Raw genomic sequence first — 24,334 nt, forward strand, 5'->3', positions numbered from 1 at the left:
AGTCACCTGCTCCCACCTGTTGAGGCTGATTCCGGATGGCGAACGAAGACAAGCTCCGCGACTATCTCAAGCTCGTGACGCTCGACCTGAAGCAGACGCGCGACCGGCTGCACCGGGTCGAGACGCAGCGCCACGAGCCGATCGCGATCGTCGGTATGGGCTGTCGTTTCCCGGGCGGCGTACGCGATCCGGCAGACCTCTGGCACCTGGTCACCGCAGGCACCGACGCCATCACGGCCGATCCGGGCACCCGGGGTTGGCGCCTGGAGGACCTGTACGATCCCGACCCGGAAGCCGACGGTCGCACCTACGCCCGGGAGGGCGGTTTCCTGCACGACGCGGGGGACTTCGACGCGGGCTTCTTCGGGATCTCGCCGCGCGAGGCGGCGGCCATGGACCCGCAGCAGCGGCTGCTCCTGGAGACCGCGTGGGAGACGCTGGAAAGCGCCCACATCGACCCGACCACGCTGCGCAACAGCGGCACCGGCGTCTTCACCGGCGTGATCGCGCAGGATTACGGGTCGAATGTCGCCCTCCGGGACGCCCGCGGCCTCGGCGGCTACCTGGCCACCGGCACGACCACGAGTGTGGCGTCCGGGCGGGTCGCGTACACGCTGGGTCTGGAGGGTCCGGCGATCACCGTCGACACCGCCTGCTCGTCGTCGCTGGTGGCGATCCATCTCGCGAGCCAGGCGCTGCGCAACGGCGAATGCGACCTCGCGTTGGCCGGCGGCGTCACCGTCATGTCGACGCCCACCCCGTTCCTGGAGTTCAGCCGCCAGCGCGGTCTGGCCCCGGACGGCCGCTGCAAGCCCTTCGCCGCCGACGCCGACGGGTTCGCGCTGGCCGAGGGTGTCGGCCTGGTCCTGCTCGAACCACTGAGCCGGGCCCGCGACAACGGCCACACCGTACTCGCCGTGATCAGGGGTTCGGCCGTCAACCAGGACGGTGCCAGCAGTCGACTCACCGCGCCGAACGGGCCCTCCCAGGAGCGGGTGATCCGCCAGGCGCTCGACAGCGCGCAATTGGTACTCGGCGACATCGACGTGGTGGAGGCGCACGGGACCGGGACGGCGTTGGGGGATCCGATCGAGGCGCAGGCGTTGTTGGCCACGTATGGACAACACCGCGATCCCGGGCGGCCGTTGTGGTTGGGGTCGGTGAAGTCGAACATCGGGCACACCCAGGCCGCGGCCGGGATCGCCGGTGTGATCAAGATGGTCCAAGCGTTGCGGCACGAGGTGTTGCCGGCGACGTTGCACGTGGACGAGCCGACGCCGCACGTCGACTGGGACACCGGCGCGGTCTCGTTGTTGACGGAGGCCCGGCCGTGGCCGCGTACCCCGGACCGGCCGCGACGCGCCGCGGTGTCCTCGTTCGGGATCAGCGGCACCAACGCCCACCTCGTCCTCGAACAGGGCGACCCGACCCCGCAGGACAGCGACCGCGATGACCCGCCGGGCCCGGCCATGGTCACGCTGTCCGCGAAGGACGAGCACGCCCTGCGCGCGCACGCCGAACGCCTGCGCGCCCACCTGGACACACACCCGGGCCTGACCCCCGCCCGCGTCGCCGCCGGCCTCGCCACCCGCGCCGCGTTCCCACACCGCGCCGCCATCGTCACCCACGACCGCGACGAACTCACGGCCGCACTCGACGCCCTGGCCGACGACGACGCGTCCCATCCCGCCCTCGAACGCGACATCGCCCGTCCCGGTAAGACCGTGTTCGTCTTTCCCGGTCAGGGCTCGCAATGGCCCGGCATGGCCCGCGAACTCCTGGACACCTCACCCGTGTTCGCCGAACACCTCAACGCCTGCGCCGACGCTCTCGCGCCCTACGTCGACTGGAACCTCATCGACGTCGTCACCGCAGCAGACCAGGCCCCCTCCCTCGACCGCGTCGACGTCGTACAACCCGCCCTGTGGGCCATGATGATCAGCCTCGCCCGCCTATGGGAACACCACGGCATCCGCCCCGACGCCGTCATCGGCCACTCCCAAGGCGAAATCGCCGCCGCCCACATCGCCGGAGCCCTCACCCTCCACGACTCCGCCCGCATCATCACCCTCCGCTCCCAAGCCATCGCCACCCTCACCACCCACGGCGGCATGCTCTCCATCGCCCAACCCCCACACACCACCCGACAACTCCTCACCCACCACCCCCACCTCACCATCGCCGCCCTCAACGGCCCCCACTCCACCGTCGTCTCCGGAAACCACCAAACACTCGACCAACTCCAGGCACACTGCGAAACCCACGACATCCACGCGCGTCGCATTCCGGTCACCTACGCCTCGCACAGCCCGGACGTCGAACCACTCCGTCAACAGATCCTCACCGACCTCGCCCCCATCACCCCCCAATCCACCACCGTCCCGCTCTACTCCACCGTCACCGCCACACCCATCGACGGCACCCACCTCACCCCCGAGTACTGGTACACCAACCTCCGCACCACCGTCCGCTTCCAGGAAACCGTCGAAGCCCTCCTCACCGACGAACACACCCTCTTCATCGAGACCAGCCCACACCCGGTGTTGACCACACCGATCGAGGACACCATCCACGAGCGGAGCGTCCGCGCACGCACCGTCGCCACCCTCCGCCGCGACCACGGCGACCCGCACCGGTGGCACACGGCTCTCGCAAACGCCTTTGTGGCCGGACGCACCCCCACCCGGCCGGCCGCGCCCCAGCCCCGAGACGAGCTGCCCACATACCCGTTCCGGCACGAGACCTTCTGGCTCGCCTCGGCACGACACGAGCACACGGCCGGCTCCGGGCAGCGCGCCGCGACCCATCCCCTCCTCGACGCGAGCATGGAACTGGCCGACGGGGCAGCGCTGTTGCTCACCGGGCGGTTGTCCCTGGCCACCCACGCCTGGCTCGCCGACCACGCCGTGCACGACACCGTCCTCCTCCCCGGCACCGCCTTCCTAGACCTCGCCCTGCACGCCGCCGGCCTCACCGGATGCTCGACGATCGAGGAACTCACCCTGGAAGCCCCGTTACCGCTGCCCGAGCACCACGCGGTCCACCTCCAGATCAGCGTCGGCGCTCCGGACGAACACCAACGCCGGGCCCTGTCCGTGTACTCGCGTCCCGAACCGGTCGGCTCCGGCGACCCCACCGTTTCCGACCGATCCGACAGCCCATCGGCGGCCTGGACCCGACACGCCACCGCCACGCTGGCCACCGATTCCTGGATCGACCCGGCGCCCTCGACCGAGCGTCGTCCGGCGGGCGCCGTCGCCGTGGACATCGGCAACGCCTACGCGGACTTCGCCGAGCAGGGGTACCACTACGGGCCGACCTTCCAGGGGCTGACGACACTGGCGCGCGACGACGCGGGTTGGTACGCGGAAGTCCGCCTGCCGGATGCCGCCGACCCGAACGGCCACGCCATCCACCCCGCCCTCCTCGACGCGGCACTGCACCCGTTGCTGCTCGCCGAGGCCGGCGCCGAGGAGATCCGGCTGCCGTTCACCTTCGGTGGGATCCGGCTGTCCCCCGACTTCGTGCGCGGTACGCACGCGCACGCGCACATCACCGCCACGGGTGACCACGAGCACGCCATCACCCTGACCGACGACGCCGGGCGCCGCATCGCGACCGTCGCCACGGTCACGACCAGGCCGATCAACCGTGCGCAGCTCGCGATCTCGACGGCCCGATCGAACGAGTCGCTGCACCGACTCGACTGGCACCCCTACCCCACGAGGGCCGATTCTCCCCCGGACACCGCGGGGTGGGCGGTCCTGGGCACCCCCGAAGACATCCGGGCGATTCCCGCCCTCGCCGCGCTCGATCTGCCCGCACACCCCGACCTGCCCTCGGCACTCCGGGCGGGCGCCGGCACCCTCCTCCTCGCCGCGCCGCGGGCCGTCCCGCACGAACCAGCGCTGCCCGCCGCCGCGTTCCGGACCACGGCGCTGATACTGCGCCGGCTTCAGGACCGGCTCGCGGTCGACGACTCGCGCACCTCCTCCGGTCGGCTGGTCGTCATCACCAGTCGGGCCGTACCCACCCACCACGGCGATCCGCTGACCAACCTGGCGCAGGCACCGCTGTGGGGGCTGCTCCGGAGCGCGCAGGCCGAGCACCCCGACCTGTTCGCCATCGTGGACACCGACCCGCACGCCGACCCCGGCCTGCTGGCCGCCGCGATCGCCGCCGGCGCGACCGACGGGCAACCCCAGCTCGCGATCCGGCACCGGCAGATACTCGCACCCCGACTCGTCCGACACACATCACCGTTGGCGGTTCCGTCGGGCCCGACCCCGTGGCGGCTGGAAGTACCCCGTCCGGGCGGTTTCGACGGGCTCGCGCTCGTGCCCGCGCCCGAGTTGACCCGTCCGCTGGGTCCCGGTGAAGTGCGTTTGGCCCCGGCGGCGGTCGGCCTCAACTTCCGAGACACCCTGATCACGCTCGGGCTGTACCCCGGGGAGCGTCCGCACGTGGGCGGCGAGGGCGCCGGCACGGTGCTCGAAGTCGGGCCGGATGTGACGAACGTGCGCCCCGGTGATCGGGTCATGGGTCTTCTGGAACACGGCACCGCGTCGGTGACGATCACCGATCATCGACTGCTCATGCCGGTACCGGACGACTGGTCGGACGCGCAGGCGGCGGGCGTCCCCGTCGCGTTCGCCACGGCATACCACGCGCTGCACGACCTGGCGGCCCTGCGTCGCGGCGAGCGGTTGCTCATCCACACCGCCACCGGCGGCGTGGGCCAGGCCGCCGGCCAACTCGCCCGATATGTCGGCGCCGAGGTCTACGCGACGGCGAGCCGGAGCAAGCACGAGGTGCTGGCCGAGCTGGGCCATCCGGCCGACCGCGTGGCGGACTCCCGTACCCACGACTACGCCGATCGGTTCCTCACCGCCACCGACGGGGCGGGTCTGGACGTGGTCCTGCATTCGCTCGCCGACGAACACACGGACACCACACTGCGGTTGCTGCCTCGCGGCGGTCGGTTCATCGACATGGGCAAGGCCGACATCCGAGACGGCGCGGAGGTCGCGGCGCGGCATCCCGGGGTCGAGTATCAGGCGTTCGATCTGACCGACGCGGGATTCGACCGGATCGGCCGGATCTTCACGGTACTGGCCCGGCTGTTCGCCAACGGCTCCCTACGGCCGCTGCCGACGACCGGTTGGCACGTCACACACGCTCCCCAGGCCCTGCGACACCTCTCCCAGGGACATCACACCGGGAAACTCACACTCACCCTCCCCCGAGGCATCGACCCCGACGGCACGATCCTGATCACCGGCGGCACCGGCACCCTCGGCGCACTCACCGCACGCCACCTCGTCACCCACCACGGCGCCCGCCACCTCATCCTCACCAACCGATCCGGCAACACCCCGCAAACCCAGGCACTACACACCGAACTCACCGAACTCGGCGCCCACGTCACCATCACCCCAACCGACGCCACCAACCCCCAACACACCGACACCCTCCTCGCCTCCATCAACCCGAACCACCCACTCACCGCGATCATCCACACCGCCGGCACCCTCGCCGACGCCACCCTCGGCAACCAAACGACCGAACACCTCGACACCGTCCTGCCACCCAAGATCGACGCCGCGTGGCACCTGCACGAGGGGACCAGGCACCTTCGACCGGCACCCACCCTTGTGCTCTACTCCTCCGCCGCCGCGACGCTCGGCAGCGCGGGTCAGGCCAACTACGCGGCGGCGAACGCCTTCCTGGACGCCCTCGCCCACCACCGCCACTCCCAGGGACACCCCACCGTCAGCCTCGCCTGGGGTCCCTGGCAGGAGACGAGCAACCTCACCGCCGGGCTCGGTGCGGCCGACCATCAGCGCCACCGGGCCCACGGCATCACCCCGCTGACCACGCCGCACGCGCTCGGCCTCCTCGACACCGCACTGGGCACGCCACATCCCACACTCGCCCCGATCAACCTCGGGCGGCACCGGAGCGAGCGCGGTACGCGGACCCCGGCTCGTACCGCCACCCCGACCGCGAAGCTCGTCGGACTCTCCGAGGCGGAGCAAACGCGAACGCTGCTGGAACTCGTTCGCACCCAGGTGGCACAGATCCTCGGACACGCCACGCCGGAGGCGGTCGACGCGGATCGGCCGTTCAAGGACCTCGGGTTCGACTCGCTGACGGCCGTCGAACTGCGCAATCTGGTCAACAACGCGACCGGACTGCGCCTCCCCAGCAGCCTCGTCTTCGACCACCCCACCCCCGCTCGGCTCGCGGCATTCCTGCGCACACAACTCGCCGACGCCGAGCCGACGGCAACCACGGCCGCGCCTGCGTCCGCACCGACACCGAGCGCCGACGTCGTCACCGGTGGGAGCGAGGAGCCGATCGCAATCGTCGGCATGGGGTGCCGTTTCCCGGGCGACGTGCGGGGGCCGGCGGACCTCTGGCGGCTGATCACCGACGGGGCGGACGCGATCAGCGCCCTCCCGGAGAACCGGGGTTGGGACACCGCCCGACTGCACGACCCGGACCCGGACGCCACCGGCCACACCTACGCCCGGGAGGGCGGTTTCCTGCACGACGCGGGCGACTTCGACGCCGTCTTCTTCGGGATCTCGCCGCGCGAGGCGGCGGCCATGGACCCGCAGCAGCGCCTGCTCCTCGAAACGGCGTGGGAAACCTTCGAGAACGCCCGCCTCGATCCCGCCGCACCGGCCGTGCGCAACACCGGGGTCTTCACCGGTGTCGTGGCACAGAACTACGCGGACAACCCGGCGCCCCACCACGCGCGCAACCTGGAGGGCTACCTGGCCACCGGCACCACGACCAGCGTGGCGTCCGGGCGCATCGCGTACACGTTGGGTCTGGAGGGTCCGGCGATCACCGTCGACACCGCCTGCTCGTCGTCGCTGGTGGCGATCCATCTCGCGAGCCAGGCGCTGCGCAACGGCGAATGCGACCTCGCGTTGGCCGGCGGCGTCACCGTCATGTCGACCCCGACCCCGTTCCTGGAGTTCAGCCGCCAGCGCGGCCTGGCTCCGGACGGCCGCTGCAAGCCCTTCGCCGCCGACGCCGACGGGTTCGCACTCGCCGAAGGCGTCGGCCTGGTCCTGCTCGAACCACTGAGCCGGGCCCGCGACAACGGCCACACCGTACTCGCCGTGATCAGGGGTTCGGCGATCAACCAGGACGGTGCCAGCAACGGTTTGACGGCGCCGAACGGGCCGTCGCAGCAGCGGGTGATCCGCAGCGCCTTGACCAACGCCGGATTGACGGCCGATCAGGTCGACGTGGTGGAGGCGCACGGGACGGGCACCACGCTCGGCGATCCGATCGAGGCGCAGGCGTTGTTGGCCACCTACGGGCAACACCGCGACCCCGAGCGGCCGTTGTGGTTGGGGTCGGTGAAGTCGAACATCGGGCACACCCAGGCCGCGGCCGGGATCGCCGGTGTGATCAAGATGGTCCAGGCCCTGCGGCACGAGACGTTGCCCGCGACGCTGCACGTGGACGAGCCGACACCGCACGTCGACTGGGACACCGGCGCCGTCTCCCTGCTCACCGAGGCCCGGCCGTGGCCGCGCATCCCCGACCGGCCGCGACGCGCCGCGGTGTCCTCGTTCGGGATCAGCGGCACCAACGCCCACCTCGTCCTCGAACAGGGCGACCCCACCCCGACCGACACCACCGACCCCGACAACCCGCCCGGCCCGGCCGTGATCACACTCTCCGCCAAGGACGAGCACGCCCTGCACGCACACGCCGAACGCCTGCGCACCCACCTCGTCGAGCGCCCCGAGACGACGCCGGCCGCGCTCGCCGGGGCCCTGCGTACACGTTCCGTATTCGAGCATCGTGCGACGATCGTCACCGACGACCGCGACGAACTCGTGGCCGCGCTCGACGCCCTGGCCGACGACGCGTCCCACCCCGCCCTCGACCGCGACGTCGCCCGTCCGGGCAAGACCGTGTTCGTGTTCCCGGGCCAGGGCGCGCAATGGGTCGGCATGGGCGCCCGACTCCTGGATACGTCACCGGTGTTCGCCGAACACCTCAACGCCTGCGCCGACGCTCTCGCGCCCTACGTCGACTGGAACCTCATCGACGTCGTCACCGCAACCGACCAGGCCCCCTCCCTCGACCGCGTCGACGTCGTACAACCCGCCCTGTGGGCCATGATGATCAGCCTCGCCCGCCTATGGGAACACCACGGCATCCACCCCGACGCCGTCATCGGCCACTCCCAAGGCGAAATCGCCGCCGCCCACATCGCCGGAGCCCTCACCCTCGAAGACTCCGCCCGCATCATCGCCCTGCGCTCCCAAGCCATCACCACCCTCACCACCCACGGCGGCATGCTCTCCATCGCCCAACCCCCACACACCACCCGACAACTCCTCACCCACCACCCCCACCTCACCATCGCCGCCCTCAACGGCCCCCACTCCACCGTCGTCTCCGGAAACCACCAAACACTCGACCAACTCCAGGCACACTGCGAAACCCACGACATCCGCCACCGCCGCATCCCCGTCACCTACGCCTCACACAGCCCCCACGTCGAACCACTCCACCAACAAATCCTCACCGACCTCACCCCCATCACCCCCCGACCCACCACCATCCCCCTCTACTCCACCGTCACCACCACACCCATCGACGGCACCCACCTCACCCCCGAGTACTGGTACACCAACCTCCGCACCACCGTCCGCTTCCAAGAAACCGTCGAAGCGCAACTACGCGACGGATACACGCACTTCATCGAGACCAGCCCACATCCGGTGCTGACCGCGGCCATCCTCGAGATCATCGACGAGAACACCGCCGAGGACACGAACAGCGCGAAGGGCGGACCGGTGCCCGCCACCGTGCAGGGCACCCTGACCCGCGACGAAGACACCCCCGCACGGGTACACACCGCACTCGCCCGCGCGTTCGCCACCGGACTGCTCCCCGAGTGGCCGCCCTCGACCGCGGCGCTCGCGCCGGACGTGCCGACCTATCCCTTCCGGCCCGAGACCTATTGGGTCGAAGCCGGCCACGCCCGGGCCGACGCCGGCGGTCTGGGGCAACTCGCCTCGCCGCACCCGCTGCTGGGCGCCGCCGTGGAACTGGCGGACGAGGACGGAGTGGTCCTGACCGGCCGGCTGTCCCTGGCCACCCACCCCTGGCTCGCCGACCACGCCGTACACGACACCGTCCTGCTCCCCGGAGCCGCCTTCCTCGACCTCGCCCTGCACACGATCGGGCTGCTCGACGGCCGGCACGATCTGGAGGACCTGGTCCTGCACGCTCCGTTGGCGCTCTTCGAGCAGCAGGCGATACACCTGCAACTGTCCGTCGGCGCCCCGGACGAGTCCGGGCACCGCACACTGGCCATCCACTCGCGGCCCGAGTCGGCGGACCCCGACACCGTGCCCGGCGCCTGGACCCGGCACGCCGGCGCCACCGTCGCGCCGGCCGGCGGCCGGGCCACGGCCGACCGGACGATGGGCGGCGCATGGCCCCCGGTCGGGGCCACGCCCGTGGATCTGCGCGACCGATACGCGGACTTCGCCCGCCAGGGCTACCGGTACGGACCGCTCTTCCAGGGGCTGACCGCCCTGTGGCGCGACGGCGACGACCTCTACGCCGAGATCCGCCTGCCGGACGACGCCGACCCGACCGGCCACACCATCCACCCCGCCCTCCTCGACGCCGCGTTCCAACCGTTGGCGGCCGTCTTCGCCGACGGCCGCGACCTGCATCTGCCGTTCGCGTTCGGCGGCGTGCGCCACACGTCGGGGGCGGGCACCGTCGTGAGGGCACGACTGAGCCGCACCGGATCGAACACGTTCACCGTGACCGTGACCGACCTCGACGGCGCGCATCTCCTCGGCATCGAGACGCTGACGACCCGGGTGATCGGCCCGGAACAACTCGCCGCGCTCGACCACCGCCCCGCGAAGGGCCTGCACGTGGTGCGGTGGGAACCGTACGACGGCGGCAACTCCGCGGCGGAGCACGCGAATCCGGTCGTGCTCGCGGAACCCGGTCACTGGCTCGCGACGGCCCTGGCCGCCGCCGGACACGACGTCGTCGCCCATCCGCACCTCGACGCGCTGGACGCGGCGATCCGCGCCGGCGCCCCGGTGCCGGCCGTCGTCCTGGTGCCAGCGGACGGGCCGGCGGTCGGCCCGACCGCCGAGGAGGCATCGGGCATGGACGTACCGCAGGCAGCGCGGTATGCCGTGGAGCGGGCACTCGCGTTGACGCGGGAGTGGCCGGCCCGGCCCGCGTACGAGCACTCGCGCCTGGTGTTCGTCACCCGCGATGCCGTGGCCACCGGGCCGGACGAGCGGCTGGACAACCTGGCGCACGCACCGCTGTGGGGCTTGCTCCGTTCGGCGCACAGCGAACATCCGGGCAGCTTCGGGATGGTGGACGTCGATGGCGACGGCGGCCCGCGCGCGCCGCATGCCCTGGCGTCCGCCGTCACGGCGGCGGAACCCGAACTGGCCGTCCGGGCGGAGCGCCTGCTAGCACCGACGTTGACCGCCTACGCCCCGGCCGGCACCGCGGGAGAGGAACACTCGTCCCTCACGATCGACCCCGAAGGGACCGTCCTGATCACCGGTGGCACCGGCACCCTCGGGTTGCTGACGGCACGTCACCTGATCACCCGTCACGGCGCCAGGCACCTGGTGCTGGCCGGCCGCACCGGTGGCACCCCCGAAACCGACACCATCGTCGCCGAACTCGGGGAACTGGGCGCCGAGGTCACCGTCGTGCGAGCGGACGCGAGCGATCCCTCGCGAATGGCGGAGCTGTTCGACGGCATCGACCCGGCCCACCCGCTCACCGCGATCTTCCACGCCGCCGGCACCCTCGCCGACGCCGCGCTCACCAACCAGACGTCGCGGCACCTCGACATCGTGCTGCCCCCGAAGATCGACGCCGCCTGGCACCTGCACACCCTCGGCGCGCGGCTCACCCCCGCCCCCGCTCTGATCCTGTACTCCTCGGCGGCGGCCACGTTCGGCAGCCCCGGGCAGGCCAACTACGCGGCGGCCAACACCTTCCTGGACGCCCTCGCCCACCATCGCCACGCACGGGGCCTGCCCGGCACCAGCCTCGCGTGGGGTCCCTGGCAGCAGACCAGCAACCTCACCGCCGCACTCACCGCCCTCGACCACGAACGCCACCGAGACCAGGGCGTCGTCCCCTTGGCGACGCCACACGCACTCACCCTGCTGAGTTCCGCGCTGGCCGCACCCCTGCCCGCCCTCACCGTGATCGACCTGCGCCGACGCACCGTCGCGCAACCCGCGCCGAGGCGCCGCGCCTATGCCGAACTCCCGCCCGAGGAGCGCCGGAAGGCGCTGCTCGACCTGGTCCGGGACACGGTCGCGAGCGTGTCGGGTCGCGGGGGCGGCGGGCACGAGGAGATCGACGACCGTCAGTTCAAGGACCTCGGGTTCGACTCGATGACGGCGGTGGAGCTGCGCAACCGGCTCGGCGCCGCCACCGGGCTGCGCCTGCCGGCCACACTCGTCTTCGACCACGCGACCCCGTTCGCGGTGGCCCGATTCCTGGACGAGCGTCTGGCCGAGGGACCGGACGACGACGGCGCCACGCCGGCACTCCTCGCCGACCTCGACCGGTTCCACGCGGCGGTGGCCGGGTTGACCGCCGAGGACCGTACGCGCGGCGAGGCCGTCGCCCGGCTGCGGGAGATTCTCCGCAGCCTGGACGACGCGCACGACGTCACCGACCCGCGGGCGCCGGACCTCGACACCGAGATCGAGACGGCATCCGCCGCGGGCATCCTCGATCTCATCGACCGGCAGTTCGGTGCGCTGTGAAGCGCCACCCCCGCGAGCTCGCGAGCCCCGTGCCCGCCACCGCAGCCGCCCATCCATCGCCCGCCGGAAGGCGTCCCGCATGAACGACATCGACGAGCTGAAGCAATTCGTGGAGATCCACGCCAGGTCCCAGAACATCCCGACCGCGCGCTATCGCGAGATCGTCGCGAACGTGACCCACGACCGCGGCGACACCGAGGGCTCGTGGGTCCGGGCATGGAGCGACGCGGCGCGGGAGTTGGAGGCGAAGGGCCGTCCGCTCGACGCCTGTCGGCACTACAACATGGCCCGCTTCCCGTTCGTGGACGGGCCGGCCCGGCAGCACGCCCTCGATCGTTGTGTGGCCGCGTTCGACCTGTGGCGCCGGGCCCAGGGCGACATCGAGCCGTTGCACGTGGAATCGCCGCACGGGTCGTTGCGCTGCTGGACGGCCAATCTGTCGCCGACCAGGGCTCGTCCGATCCTGTTGGTCACGGGCGGAATCGTCAGTGTCAAGGAGCAGTGGGCCCCGGTCCTGGCCCAGGCGAAGCGGCTCGGAATGGCCGGTGTGGTCACCGAGATGCCCGGCGTGGGCGAGAACGGGCTGCGCTACGACGCGGACAGTTGGCGGATGTTCCCCTCGGTGCTGGACGCGGTGGCCCGGCACACGCCGGTGGAGTCGGTGTACGCGGTGGCGTTGAGCTTCAGCGGGCATCTCGCGTTGCGTGCGGCGACGCACGACGACCGGATCAAGGGCGTGATCACCGCCGGGGCGCCGATCGAGCACTTCTTCTCCGACACGGCGTGGCGACGACAGGTGCCGCGGGTGACCCGGGACACCCTGGCCCACCTGGCCCGGGTCGCGCCCGACGAGGTGGGTGCGCACATGAGCGAATGGGGCCTGGGCAAGGACGAGTTGGCGGCCCTGGACATTCCGGTCGCCTACATGACCAGTCTGCGTGACGAGATCATCCCGCCCGGTGACGCGGAGGCGGTCCGCGAGCACGTCCGGCGGCTCACGCTGATCGGCAACGACGACGTGCACGGCTCGCCGGACCACGTGGTCGAGACGCGGTTGTGGATCCTGCTGAACCTGCTCCGGATGAGCGGTCGGCGAGGCCCGCAACGCGCCGTGCTCGGCACGCTGTGGCGCGTGGCGCGCACACGCAACCGCTTCAAGGAGCAGGGCAGGGTCGCGGAAAGGGTGAACGGCTGATGGTGGCGAACACACCGGACGAGGCCAGGCTCGTCGAGTATCTCAAGCGGGTGACCGCCAAGTTGAGTCGCGCGCAGCAGCGGCTGCGCGATCTGGAGGCCCGGGCCGAGGAGCCGATCGCGATCGTGGCGATGGGCTGCCGCTACCCGGGGGGCGTGCGCGATCCGGAGGACCTGTGGCGACTGGTCGCCGACGGGCGGGACGCGATCGGGTGGTTCCCCGACAACCGGGGCTGGGACCTGGATGCGCTCTATCACCCGGACCCGGACCATCCCGGTACCGCGTACACCCGGCAGGGTGGGTTCCTGTACGACGCCGACCGCTTCGACGCGGGGTTCTTCGGGATCAGCCCGCGCGAGGCACTGGCCACCGATCCGCAGCAGCGGCAGTTGTTGGAGGTGGCGTGGGAGACGTTCGAGCGCGCGGGGATCGACCCGACGACGTTGCGGGAGACTCCGACCGGGGTGTTCGTCGGGGTGATGTACGACGACTACGCCTCGCGGCTGCACCGGATGCCGGCGGAGTTCGAGGGGTTGGTGGGCAATGGCAGCGCCGGCAGCGTCGCGTCCGGGCGCGTGGCCTACTCCCTCGGGCTCCAGGGGCCGGCGGTGACCGTCGACACCGCCTGTTCGTCGTCGCTGGTGAGTCTGCACGTCGCGGCGCAGGCACTGCGACACGGCGATTGCTCGCTGGCACTGGCCGGCGGGGTGACCCTGATGGCCACGCCCGCGCTGTTCGTGGAGTTCAGCCGGCAGCGAGGGTTGTCGGCGGACGGCCGGTGCAAGTCGTTCGGGGCGGCGGACGGCACCGGATTCGCCGAGGGCGTCGGGCTCGTGCTGTTGGAGCGCCTCGGTGACGCGCGGCGCAACGGGCATCCGGTACTGGCGCTGCTGCGCGGCTCGGCGGTCAATCAGGACGGGGCGAGCAACGGCCTGTCGGCGCCCAACGGTCCGGCGCAGGAGCGGCTGATCCGGCAGGCGTTGGCCAACGCGCGGTTGTCGCCGGCCGAGGTGGACGTGGTGGAGGCGCACGGCACCGGGACGTCGCTGGGCGACCCGGTGGAGGCGCAGGCGATCATCGCCACCTACGGTCGGGACCGCCCCGAGGGGCGGCCGGTGTGGCTGGGCTCGATCAAGTCGAACATCGGCCACACCCAGGCGGCGGCCGGGGTGGCGGGCGTGATCAAGATGGTGCAGGCGCTGCGGCACGGTGTGCTGCCGCGCACGCTGCACGTGGACGAGCCCTCGCCGCACATCGACTGGGACGCGGGGGCCGTGTCGCTGCTGGCGCGGGAGGTGCCGTGGCCGGCGCTGGAGCGGCCGCGCCGGGCGGCGGTGTCCTCGTTCGGGATCAGCGGGACGAACGCGCATCTGGTGCTCGAACAGGCCCCGCCGGACACTTCGGCCACCCCGGCCACCCCGTCGGGCGAGGACGGGTCGCGGGCACACGCGCCGGAGGGGCCGGCGCCGTGGCTGTTGTCGGCCCGGAGCGCGCAGGCGTTGCGGGATCAGGCGCGCCGGCTGCACGCGGCGGTCTCGACCGAGCCGCAGCCGGGCGCCGTGGACGTGGGCAGGGCGCTGGCCACCACCCGGACCGCCTTCGAGCATCGTGCGGCGGTGGTCGCGCCGGACGCGGCGGGCCGGCTGCGGGCGTTGGCCGTGCTGGCCGACGGCGGCGTGGCGCCCGGGCTGCTCGTGGGTCGGGCGGCGCGCGGGTCCACCGCGTTCATGTTCACCGGCCAGGGCAGCCAGCGGGCCGGAATGGGCGCCGAACTGGGCTCGGTGTTCCCGGCCTTTCGCACGGCCCTGGACGAGGTGTGCGCGGAGTTGGACCGGCACCTGGACCGGCCGTTGGCGAGTCTTTTGGCGGCCGAGGCCGGATCGGCCGACGCGGCGCTGTTGGATCGCACCGGGTATACCCAGGCGGCTTTGTTCGCGGTGGAGATCGCGCTGTTCCGGCTTCTGGAGCACTACGGGGTCGGGCCCGACTACCTGATCGGTCACTCGATCGGCGAGTTGGCCGCCGCACACGCCGCGGGGGTGCTGACGCTGCCCGACGCGTGCGCGCTCGTCGCCGCGCGCGGTCGGTTGATGCAGGCGCTGCCCGGTGACGGGGCGATGGCCTCGTTGCGGGCGGGCGAGCGCGATGTCTCGCCGCTGCTGGCGGGCTACGAGGAGCGGGTGGCGATCGCGGCGGTGAACGGGCCGACGTCGACGGTGATCTCCGGGGACGCGGACGCGGTCGCGGCGGTGGCCGCGCGCTGGCGGCATCTCGGGCACAAGGCGCGCACGTTGCGGGTCAGCCACGCCTTCCACTCGCCGCACATGGACGCCATGCTGGCCGACTTCCGCGAGGTGGCCCGCGGGCTCCGGTTCGCCGCGCCGAGGTTGCCGATCGTCTCGAACGAGACGGGAGTACCGGCCACCGCGCGGGAGTTGGCCTCGCCGGAGTACTGGGTCCGCCATGTGCGCGGCACGGTGCGTTTCCACGAGGGGGTGCGCTGGTTGAGTGGGCAGGGCGTCGGTACCTATCTGGAGTTGGGACCCGACGCGACGCTCACCCCGATGGCTCAGGAGTCCTTGGCCGCGGAGCGCGACGCGGCGGTGGTCGCCCCGTTGTTGCGGCGGGACCGGTCGGAGCCGGCGACGGTGGCGGGGGCGCTGGCGCAGGCGCACATCCGAGGTGTCGCGGTGGACTGGCGACGCTGGTTCGCCGACGTCGCGCCGGCGGGGGGCGGGCGCGAGGTTTCGCTGCCCACCTACGCGTTCCAGCGCAGCCGCTACTGGTTGGAGCAGACGGTCGGGCAGGCCGCGCCCGAACAGCGCACCGGTGGTGCCGAGGCCCGGTTCTGGGCGGCGGTCGAGGAGGGGGACGTCGCCGTGTCCGCGGCCGAGCTGGGCCTGCGCGGCGCGCAGGAGCGGGCGTTGCGCGAGTTGTTGCCCGCGTTGTCGACGCTGCGCCGCAGCCGGCGGTGGTGGTATCGCTCGGGATGGAAGCCGTTGCCGGGCGAGAGCGAGGAGAGCGGCGAATCACCGTCGTCGGGGCGTTGGTTGGCGGTGGCCGAGGAGGGTGACGCGGGCGCGGTCGCCGACATCGCGGCGCTGTCGTCGGCAGGGCTGCGCCGGGTGTCGCGGGTGCTGCTCGCGCCCGGCGGCGATGTCGCGGACGCGGTGGCGCGGGCGGTGCCGGACGCGGCGGGCATCGACGGGGTGCTGTGGTTCGCGACCGGGTCGGCCGAGTTCGGCGCCGCCGCGGAGCGCACCCTCGCGTTGTTGGCGGCGTTGCACGCGGAGGGGGTCGGGGCGCCGGTGTGGGTGGCCACGCGCGGCGCGGTGTCGGTCGGGCCGGCCGATCCGCCGCTGCGGCCGGCCGACGCGGTGTTGTGGGGGCTGCGGGATCGGCTGCGCGGCGGGGGTCTGGTGGACATGGGCGAGGTGGTGGACGAGCGGGCCGCCGGGCGGCTCGCGGCGCTGCTGGCCGAACCCGGTGCGGAGAACGAGGTCGCGGTGCGCGCCGACGGCGTCTTCGTGCGTCGCTGGTGGCACACGGCGGTCGAGGCGGGCGAGGCGTCGGCCGAGGGGGCGGCGCTGGTCGTCGGTACCGACCCGCTGGCCCTGGCCGCGGCGCGTCGGCTCGCGCGCGACGGCCGCGAGCGGGTGGTGCTGGCAGGTCCCGGCGCCCGGGCCGTGGCCCGGGACCTGCCGGACGCGGTCACGGTCGTGGACTGCGACCTCGACGACGCGGACGCGCTCGCCGCGTTGGTGGCCGCCGGGTCGGCCGACCGTCCGCTCACGCTGCTCGTCTGCGTGGCCGCGACCGTGCGCGAGGCGGCTTCGGCCGCGGTGCTCGACGCCTTGACGCGCGATGGCGGGCCGGCCTCCTTCGTCCTGATCTCGCCGGGCGCGGCGGCGCTGCCGGCCCCGGCTCCGGCGGCCGACACGGCCGTTCCCGCCCTGTTCGACTCCCTGGCCCGGCGGCGGCGGGCCGCCGGTCTGCCCGCGGTCGCGGCGTGCTGGGGGCCGTGGAGGGAGAGCACGCACGAGTTCGGGGCGCGCGACGCGGAGCACGCGGTCGTGGCGGATCTGGTCTTCCCGGTCCTGTTCGGCACCGCGGCCTCGACGGACGGCGACGTGTCGTTGGTGGTCGCCGACGTGCCGTGGTCGGCGCTCGCCTCGCCCGGTGCGCTGGTGCGCGATCTGCCGGAGGTCGCCGGGTCCCGCCCGGGCCCCGCGCCCGTGCTCGCCTCGGTGGTGGATCCGGATGCCGCCGAGCGGCTGCGCGAGCGGTTGGCGGCGCTGTCCGCGGACGAGGAGGAGAAGGTGCTCACGGATCTGATCACCGAGCATGCGGCCGCCATCCTGGGCCACGACTCGCCGGCGGCGGTGGACCCGACGGCGAGCCTGCTCGATCTGGGCATGTCCTCGTTCACGGCGCTGCAACTGCGCAACCAACTCAGCGCCGCCACCGGCCTGGACCTGCCCGCGACCGCGCCCTACGACCATCCTTCCCCGGCCGCGTTCGGACGTTATCTGCGGGCCGAACTCGCCGGCCGTACGGCCGCCTGAAACCGGTAAACCCGGCGTTAAGGATCCTTTAAGCGCACCCCGTGAGAGTCGTCCTCGCCCGCCCCCACCACAGTCCGGCGGGCCCCCGGGCGAGGAGGCACGACCATCGACTCACGGATGCGATCACCTGGATTGACCGGCACGTTGCGGATGATCTGCGCGCTGACGTGTCTGTGTCTCGCCCTCTCCTCCTGCGCCGGCACGCGGGAGGAGAGCGGCGCGGTCGCGGGCGCCGGCAAGACGCTGCGCTACGCGACCGCGACCGAACCCGAATGCCTGGATCCGCAGGTCGGCGGGCGCGACGTGGACGCCCTGATCGATCGGAACATCTTCGACTCCCTCGTCAGCGCGAGCGAGGACGGCACCTTCCGTCCCTGGCTGGCCGAGAGTTGGACGATCTCCGAGGACCGGACCACGTACACCTTCCGACTGCGCCCGGGCGTGCGGTTCCAGGACGGCACGCCGCTGGACGCGGCTGCCGTCAAGGCCACCCTCGACCACGCGGTGGATCCGAAGGCCAAGTCCTTCTACGCGGCCAGTCTGGTCGGCGCCTACGCCGGTGCCACGATCGTGGATCCGCTGGTGATCGAGGTGCGTCTGTCCCACCCCAGCAGTCCGTTCCTCCAGGCGCTGAGCACCCCCTATCTCGGTATCCAGTCGCCCAAGTCGATGCGCGAGAACGCGGGCAGGTTGTGCCAGAAGCCGGTGGGTTCGGGTCCGTTCGGCTTCGTCGAGTGGCGCAAGAACACCAGTGTCGTGCTGAAGCGGAACCCGGACTACAACTGGGGCCCACCCGATGCCAAGCACACCGGCATGGCGAAACTCAAGGGCATCACCTTCTCGTTCGTGCCGGAGAACTCGGTGCGGCTGGGTTCGCTGATGAGCGGTCAGGTGGACGCGATCGGCGAGGTGCCCACGGTGAACGCGGCCACGGTGGCCAAGGCGCTGCGGCTGCTGCGTCATCCGGCGCCGGGCGCGGTGTACACCATCTTCCTGAACAGCGGCAGCGGACCGCTGGTGGACGAGCGGGTGCGGATCGCGCTGCAACGCTCGCTGAATCTGGACGAGTTGATCAAGGCCCTGCACTTCGGGCAGTACGACCGGGCCTGGAGCGTGCTCGGCCCGACCACCCCGGCCTACGACCGTAACGTCGAGGGCTCGTGGAAGTACGACCCGAAACTGGCGAACCGGTTGCTCGACGAGGCCGGGTGGACCGGCCGCGACGCGGCGGGCTACCGCACCAAGGACGGCCGACGGCTCACCCTCGTGTGGCCATATGCCAAGCAACTCTCGCGCGACGGCCGCGAGTTCATCGGGCAGGGCATCGCGGCGGACGCTCGCAAGGTCGGCTTCGACGTGCGCTTCGAGCGGGAGGAGCCGGGCGCGCTGAACACCCAACTGGCGTCGGGCAAGGGCCTGGACATGTTCGCGATGAGCTTCGTGCGCTCCGAACCGGACATCCTGCGGTACTTCTTCGCCTCGGACCAGTCCGTGGACAAGGGTGGCGGCAACCTGTTCCGGGTCGCCGATCCACAGTTGGACCGGTGGTTCCGGGACGCGACCACCAACAACGACAGCACCACCCGCAGGCAGTCCTTCGAGCAGGCCCAGCAGTACATCCGCACGCACGCGCTGGCGGTGCCGGTCTACGTGCCCAAGGCGATGATCGGCACGTCGAAAAAGCTGCACGACGTCGGTTTCGCGCCGGACGCCTACCCGCTGTTCTACGACGCGTGGCTGGGGGCGGGACGATGAGCGCTCGACTGGCCTGGTTGGTACGCCGGATCGTGCTCGGCCTGATGGTGGTCCTGGGCGCGGCCACGGCGGCGTTCGCCGCGATGCACCTGATGCCCGGCGACCCGGTGCAGGCGATGCTCGGCCAGAGCGGGCGCACGCCCGAGCTGGTCGCGCGGGTGCGCCACGACACCGGCCTGGACCGGCCGCTGTACGAGCAGTACGGGCTGTTCCTGGGCCGGTTGGCGCGCGGCGACCTGGGTACCTCGTACCAACTCCAGGAAACGGTGACGGAGTTGATCCGCTCGCAGGTGTGGTCCACGGTGGCCCTGTCGCTCGCGGGCTTCCTCCTGGCGATCGTGATCGCGGTGCCGGTGGCGGTGGCCACCGCGGCCCGCCGGCCGGCGCTGCGCCGGCTGACCTCGACGGTGGAACTGGTACTCGCGTCGGTACCCGGTTTTTGGATCGGGGTGTTGTTGCTGACCGTCTTCTCCTTCCACTGGCAACTCTTCCCGGCGGTCGGCGGCACCGGGGTGCGCGGACTCGTGCTCCCGGCGCTGACCCTGGCACTGACCCTGGTCGGCGTGTTCACCCAGGTGTTGCGGGAGGAGATGGAACGCGCCCTGCGCGAGCCGTTCGTGCTGAGTTCGCGCGCCCGGGGCGCGGGCGAGACCACGGTGCGGCTGCGCCACGCGCTGCGGCACGCACTCATCCCGCTGCTCACCCTCTCCGGCTGGACCGTGGGCACGCTGCTCACCGGTGCGGTGACCATCGAGACGGTCTTCAACCGCCCCGGAGTGGGCCGACTCCTGGTGACCGCCGTCGACAGCCGGGACTTTCCGGTGATCAGCGGCGTGGTGGTGCTCTCGGCCGCGGTCTTCGCGGTGATCAGCATCGGCACCGACTGGCTGTACACGATCGTGGACGCGCGGGTACGGGAGGTACGAACGTGAGTGACGAGCGGATCCTGACCGCCGCGCTGGTGTTGACGGGGCCGGCGGACGAGGTGATCGAGGACGGCGCGGTACGCGTGCGCGACGGCGTGTTCGCCGATGTGGGCCCGCGCCGTGAGGTCGTGGAGCGGGCCGCGCCCGACACTCCCGTCCTCGATTTGGCCGGCGCGACGCTGCTGCCCGGTCTGATCGACTGCCATGTCCACCTCGCCTTCGACGCGAGCGAGGACCCCGTCGCCGCGTTGCGCGCGGCCGACGACCGCGACCTGCTGCTCGACATGGCGGGCCGGGCCCGGCGGTTGCTCGACGCGGGAGTGACCACGGCGCGCGATCTGGGTGATCGCGGCGGGCTGGCGGCGCGGCTGCGGGACGCGATCGAGGCGGGCACGCTGCCGGGTCCGCGCCTGCTGACCGCGGGGCCGCCGATCACCGTGACCGGCGGACACTGCTGGTTCCTGGGCGGCGCGGCCGACGGCGCGGACCGCATCCGCGAGCGGGTGCGGCGCAACGTGGCCGACGGCGCCGACGTGATCAAGGTGATGAGCACGGGCGGCAGCATGACGGCGGGCGGACCGCCCGCCTGGCAGGCGCAGTTCTCGGTCGAGGAGGTGACGCTGGTGGTCGCCGAGGCGGCCCGCTTCGGCCGCCGGGTGGCCGCGCACGCGCACGGCACCGCGGGTATCGAGGTGGCGCTGGCGGCGGGGGTGCACACCCTCGAACACTGCTCGTTCGTCACGGAACCGGCCCTGGGCGAGGATCACGAACGGCGGGATCGGCTGATCCGGGAGATCGCCGCGCGCGGCGTGGCGGTGTGTCCGACGTTCAGTGCCACGCTCACCGACGTCGAGCGCCGGCTCGGCCCGGACGTCCTGCGCCCGTGGCTGGATCTGGTGCGCCGCCAGTACGAGGCGGGCGTACGGCTGATCGCGGGCACCGACGCGGGCATCGCCCAGGCTCCGTTCGAGGCGTACGCGCAGGGTCTGGAGTGGTACGTACGAGCCGGACTGCCGCCGCGGGCGGTGCTGGAGATGGCCACCACGAACGCGGCGGACGCGCTGGGCCTGGCCGACCGGATCGGCCGGATCGCGATCGGCCTGGACGCGGACGCGGTCGTGGTCGACGACGATCCGCGCACGGGCTTCGGCACGCTCGCCGACCCCCGGTTGGTCCTGCGTCGGGGCCGGCCGCACGTACCCGCGCCGCGCGCCTCGGCGGAGGCCGCGTGAGCGCGCCCACCCGGGCCCGCCTCGCGCACGCCCGGCACGTTTGCGGCAAGCCCGGATCCACCGTGGGACTCGAAGGGATGGACCGCCGATGAGCGGCGCAGGCATCGCGGCGATCGAAGCCGCTCCGGTCCCGCCGTCCGCCCGTCGGCGCACCGCGGCCGGGGCCGGACCCGGCCTCGTCGTGGCCGGTGTGGTCCTGGCCTTCGTCGCCCTCGCGGCGCTGTGGCCGGATCTGTTGACCACGCGGGCACCGGACGCCATCGAGCCGGTACAGGCGCTGTCGGGCCCCAGTGCCGAGCACTGGTTCGGCACCGACCAACTGGGCCGCGACATCTACAGCCGCATCGTCGACGGCGCCCGACCGTCCCTGGAGATCGGCGTCGGGGCCACCGTCATCGCGGTCGCGGCCGGCTCGATCCTGGGGGTCGTGGCGGCGACCGCGGGCCGGGTCGCCGACGAGCTGATCATGCGGATCACCGATGTCTTCCTGGCCTTTCCCGGCCTGATCCTGGCCATGGTCCTGGTGGCCGTGCTGGGCCCGGGCACCGGCAACGCGATGTTGGCGATCAGTTGTTCGCTCACGCCGGGCTTCGTGCGACTGGCCCGGGGTCAGGCACTGGTGGTGCGCGAGGCCGACTACGTACGCATGGCGATCGTCTTCGGCCGCAGCCGTTGGAGTGCCTACCGCACCCACCTGCTCCCGAACACGATGCCGCCGCTGCTGGTCCTGGCGACCGTCAACATCGGCACCGCGATCCTCGCGGGCTCCGCGCTCAGCTTCCTGGGCCTGGGACCGAAGGACTCGTCCTCGGAATGGGGATCGATGCTCTCCGAGGGACGCGACTATCTCGGCTCGGCCTGGGCCACGGCGGTCTTTCCCGGGCTGGCGATCAGCGTGACCGTCGTCGCGATCAACGTGGTGGGACGGAGCCTTCGGCAACGATTCGACGGGAGGTCCACCGATGGCAACTGATCGCGGTGAACCCTTGCTCAGTGTGCGCGACCTGCGCGTCTTCTTCCCGAGCGGCCGACGCGGTCGGGTCGACGCGGTCCGCGGTGTCGACTTCGACCTGCGGGCCGGTGAAGTGCTGGCGATCGTCGGGGAGTCCGGCTCGGGCAAGAGCGTGACCGCACGCTCCCTGGTCGGACTCGCCGGTCCGGGCGCGCGGGTGCGCGCCGACCGGCTGTGCGTGGACGGCGAGGACCTGCGCACCGCCTCGGCACAGCGGCTGCGCCGGATCCGCGGCCTGCGCGTCGGCCTGGTGCTGCAGGACGCGCTGTCCGCGCTGGACCCGGTGCGGACCGTCGGCGCCGAGGTCGGCGAGACCCTGCGGGTGCACAACCTGCTGCGCCGGGCCGAGGCGGTACCGCGCGTGGTGGAGCTGCTGGAGCGCGCCCGCGTCCCGGAACCGGCGCTGCGGGCCCGGCAGTATCCGCACCAGCTCTCCGGCGGCCTGCGCCAACGCGCCCTGATCGCCGCCGCGATGGCCGCCGATCCGCCGATCCTGATCGCCGACGAGCCGACCACGGCCCTGGACGTGGGCGTGCAGGCGCGGATCCTCGACCTGCTCGCCGCCAAGCGCGACGCCGGCACCGGCATCCTGCTGATCAGCCACGACCTGGCCGTGGTGGCCCGACTCGCCGACCGGGTCGCGGTGATGTACGACGGGGTGTTCGTCGAGGAGGGCACCGCCCGCGAACTGCTGACCGACCCGCGCCACCCGTACACCCGGCATCTGCTCGCCGCGATCCCGGCCGGGCAGGACCGGGACACCCGGTTGTCCGCCGGGCAGCACCGCGCCGACGTCGCCGCTCCGGTCGCCCGGGGATGCCACTACGCGCCGCGCTGCCCCCTGGCCGAGGACGCGTGCCGGGTCGAGGAGCCGGTGCCGGTGTCGATCGGCGACACGCACACCGCGCGCTGCCGCCGCCTCGACGCGCCCTGGACACCGGCCGACCGGGTCTCGCGGGCCGAGGGGCGCGCGCCCGGGGAGACGGTCCTGGCCGCCGCGCATCTGTCGAAGTCCTTCCCCGGCCCCGACCGGAGTCGACGGCTCGCGGTGGACGACGTCTCGTTCACCCTGGGCGCGGGCGAGACGCTGGGCATCGTCGGCGAGTCGGGCTCCGGCAAGAGCACCACCGCGCAACTGGTACTGGGCCTGCTCGAACCGGACGAGGGGCAGGTCACCCTGCACGGAAGTCCGTGGTCGCACCGGCGCGAGCGCGATCGCCGTCCGCTGCGCCGGCGGATCCAGTTCGTCCCGCAGGAGCCGCTCGCCTCCTTCGACCCCCGGTACACCGTCGCGCGGCTGATCGCCGAGGGCTTGGGCGGCACCTCACGCCGGGAGGTGCGCCGGCACCGTGCCCGAATCGCCGAACTGCTCACCCTGGTCGGCCTGGACCCGGCGCTCGCCGACGCCCGGCCCCGACGACTGTCCGGCGGGCAGCGCCAACGGGTCGCCATCGCACGGGCGTTGGCCTCGGAGCCGGACGTGATCGTGTGCGACGAACCGGTCTCGGCCCTGGACGTGTCGGTCCAGGCCCAGATTCTGGACCTGCTGGGCGACCTCCGGCAGGAGTTGGGGGTGGCGCTGCTGTTCATCTCGCACGATCTGGGGGTGATCCGCCATCTCAGCGACCGGGTGCTGGTGATGCACGACGGGAAGGTGGTCGAGACCGGTACCGCGCGGGACGTCTTCGACCGGCCGACGCACGAGTACACCCGGTCGCTGCTCGCCGCGTTGCCCAGGGTCGGTGACGCGTTCGCCCGGGCCGAGCCGTTGGCCGACTCCGCCACGTGAAACCGGGGCGCGTGCCCCGCGCCCGTCGACGGCCGTCG

7 protein-coding genes and 1 pseudogene are annotated in these 24,334 nt (G+C 72.4%); all 8 read left to right on the forward strand.

What is annotated here, in order from left to right:
• Positions 1-53: 53 nt before the first annotated feature.
• Positions 54-11,822: pseudogene (locus tag ACFRCG_RS04125) on the forward strand (SDR family NAD(P)-dependent oxidoreductase); the annotation flags it as partial.
• Positions 11,823-11,901: 79 nt separating this feature from the next.
• Positions 11,902-13,017, forward strand: coding sequence for an alpha/beta fold hydrolase (locus ACFRCG_RS04130; protein ID WP_380028547.1), 1,116 nt, complete (start codon positions 11,902-11,904; stop codon positions 13,015-13,017).
• Positions 13,018-13,019: 2 nt separating this feature from the next.
• Complete coding sequence (locus ACFRCG_RS04135) at positions 13,020-17,582, forward strand: beta-ketoacyl synthase N-terminal-like domain-containing protein (protein ID WP_380028789.1); 4,563 nt, start codon at positions 13,020-13,022, stop codon at positions 17,580-17,582.
• 117 nt (positions 17,583-17,699) lie between these two features.
• Complete coding sequence (locus ACFRCG_RS04140) at positions 17,700-19,337, forward strand: ABC transporter substrate-binding protein (protein ID WP_380028549.1); 1,638 nt, start codon at positions 17,700-17,702, stop codon at positions 19,335-19,337.
• The gene (locus ACFRCG_RS04145; RefSeq protein ID WP_380028551.1) at positions 19,334-20,269 is read left to right on the forward strand and encodes an ABC transporter permease; all 936 of its coding nucleotides are present in this window, start codon (positions 19,334-19,336) and stop codon (positions 20,267-20,269) included. The genes ACFRCG_RS04140 and ACFRCG_RS04145 overlap by 4 nt, the downstream gene beginning before the upstream one ends.
• Positions 20,266-21,495 (forward strand): amidohydrolase family protein, encoded by a 1,230-nt coding sequence (locus ACFRCG_RS04150; RefSeq protein ID WP_380028553.1) that lies wholly within the window; start codon positions 20,266-20,268, stop codon positions 21,493-21,495. The genes ACFRCG_RS04145 and ACFRCG_RS04150 overlap by 4 nt, the downstream gene beginning before the upstream one ends.
• A gap of 88 nt (positions 21,496-21,583) precedes the next feature.
• Positions 21,584-22,468, forward strand: a complete 885-nt coding sequence (locus ACFRCG_RS04155) for an ABC transporter permease (protein ID WP_380028555.1) — start codon at positions 21,584-21,586, stop codon at positions 22,466-22,468.
• The gene (locus ACFRCG_RS04160; protein ID WP_380028557.1) at positions 22,458-24,296 is read left to right on the forward strand and encodes a dipeptide ABC transporter ATP-binding protein; all 1,839 of its coding nucleotides are present in this window, start codon (positions 22,458-22,460) and stop codon (positions 24,294-24,296) included. The genes ACFRCG_RS04155 and ACFRCG_RS04160 overlap by 11 nt, the downstream gene beginning before the upstream one ends.
• Positions 24,297-24,334 lie beyond the last annotated feature (38 nt).

Origin of the sequence: Embleya sp. NPDC056575, from assembly GCF_042793325.1 — a bacterium.
Classification (GTDB): Bacteria; Actinomycetota; Actinomycetes; order Streptomycetales; family Streptomycetaceae; genus Embleya.

What these genes read in the sequence shown, in the direction of transcription:
- ACFRCG_RS04130 (WP_380028547.1), top strand. Translation starts at nt 11,902, where the DNA reads ATGAACGACATCGACGAGCTGAAGCAATTCGTGGAGATCCACGCCAGG.
- ACFRCG_RS04140 (WP_380028549.1), top strand. Translation starts at nt 17,700, where the DNA reads ATGCGATCACCTGGATTGACCGGCACGTTGCGGATGATCTGCGCGCTG.
- ACFRCG_RS04145 (WP_380028551.1), top strand. Translation starts at nt 19,334, where the DNA reads ATGAGCGCTCGACTGGCCTGGTTGGTACGCCGGATCGTGCTCGGCCTG.
- ACFRCG_RS04155 (WP_380028555.1), top strand. Translation starts at nt 21,584, where the DNA reads ATGAGCGGCGCAGGCATCGCGGCGATCGAAGCCGCTCCGGTCCCGCCG.
- ACFRCG_RS04160 (WP_380028557.1), top strand. Translation starts at nt 22,458, where the DNA reads ATGGCAACTGATCGCGGTGAACCCTTGCTCAGTGTGCGCGACCTGCGC.